The organism is Mitsuaria sp. TWR114 (assembly GCF_007997345.1).
The window spans coordinates 1-1339 of sequence record NZ_VOSR01001004.1; the positions used below are offsets into that span (position 1 = coordinate 1).

The 1339-nt window shown below is 70.9% G+C and carries 2 protein-coding genes; both read left to right on the top strand.

What is annotated here, in order from left to right; translation table 11 throughout:
* A partial coding sequence (locus tag FUT87_RS26760; protein ID WP_222617310.1) for a FliM/FliN family flagellar motor switch protein occupies positions 1-478 on the top strand: 478 nt, incomplete at its 5' end.
* Between the two features lie 50 nt (positions 479-528).
* Positions 529-1137 (top strand): type III secretion system export apparatus subunit SctR, encoded by a 609-nt coding sequence (gene sctR, locus FUT87_RS26765; RefSeq protein ID WP_404932682.1) that lies wholly within the window; start codon positions 529-531, stop codon positions 1135-1137.
* Positions 1138-1339 lie beyond the last annotated feature (202 nt).

Here is a 1339-nt window from a genome sequence, read left to right on the forward strand (position 1 = left end):
CGGCGACGTGGTGCTGGCCGGCGCCGCTCGTCGCGCCGGACCGCGCTGGCGCGTCACCTTGAAATTCGGACTGGGAATCACGATGCAAGCCACTGCCGACCTCGACCTCGATGCCTCCCGCGCCCACCTCGCGGCCCCGCCCCGCCTCGTCGACGAGGCGGCCGCCGCGCCGCTGGCCATGCCGCCGGCCGAAGGGCTGGAGCATCTGCAGGTGCCGGTGTCCTTCGAGATCGACAGCGCCCGCATCGCGCTGGGCGAGCTGGCCAGCCTCGGCGAAGGCGCCGTCATCGAGCTCGACGTGCCGCTGCCCGAGGCGACGGTGCGCCTGGTCTGCCATGGGCAGACGCTCGGCCTGGGCCAGCTGGTGGCGATCGGCGACCAGCTCGGCGTGCGCATCGTGCGGATGGGCCTGGGCCTGGGCGTGACGTCCGGCGGCGCCGCGGCCTCCACCGGCCTGACCCCGGGGCTGTCGTCATGATGCCGTTGCCGAGCACCGATCCGGTCTCGCTGTTCCTGGTGCTGGCGGCGATGGCGGTGCTGCCGTTCGCCGCGATGGTGGTGACCTCGTACACCAAGATCGCCGTCGTGCTGGGCCTGCTGCGCAACGCCATCGGCGTGCAGCAGGTGCCGCCCAACATGGTCCTGAACGGCGTGGCGATGATCGTGTCCTGCTACATCATGGCGCCGGTGCTGATGGAGGCCTCGGAGCAGATGCGCGGCGCCTCGACCTCGGCGACGCAGTCCAACGCGCAGCAGCTGCTGGGCGCCGCCGACGCCGCGCGCGAGCCCTTCCGCCGCTTCCTCGACAAACACGCCGATCCGGCCGAGAAGGCCTTCTTCCTGAAGTCCGCCGCCGCCATCTGGCCGGCCGAGCGCGCCGCGCAGCTCAAGAAGGACGACCTGCTGGTGCTGGCGCCGGCCTTCCTGCTGACCGAACTCTCGGCAGCCTTCCGCATCGGCTTCCTGCTCTACCTGGCCTTCGTCGTCATCGACCTGGTGATCGCCAACGTGCTGCTGGCGATGGGCCTGTCGCAGGTCACGCCGACCAACGTCGCGATCCCGTTCAAGCTGCTGCTGTTCATCGTGCTGGACGGCTGGCCCAAGCTCATCCACGGGCTGGTGCTGACCTACCGCTGATCTGCCACTGCTCCGCGCCGATGGCCGCCCCCACGGGCGTCCCTCGCGTGCCTCGCGCCTCCCTGCGTCCCCGCTCCGGGGCGCTCCGACCGGAACCCGCCATGCATTACGAGAACATCATCCGCCTCACGTCCGAAGCCCTCATGATGTGCCTGATGCTGTCGCTGCCCGCGGTGGCGGTGTCGGCGATCGTCGGCCTGCT

Bases quoted from the DNA above. Each gene is read 5' to 3' on its own strand.
- sctR (WP_404932682.1), top strand. From the start codon at position 529: ATGGCGGTGCTGCCGTTCGCCGCGATGGTGGTGACCTCGTACACCAAG.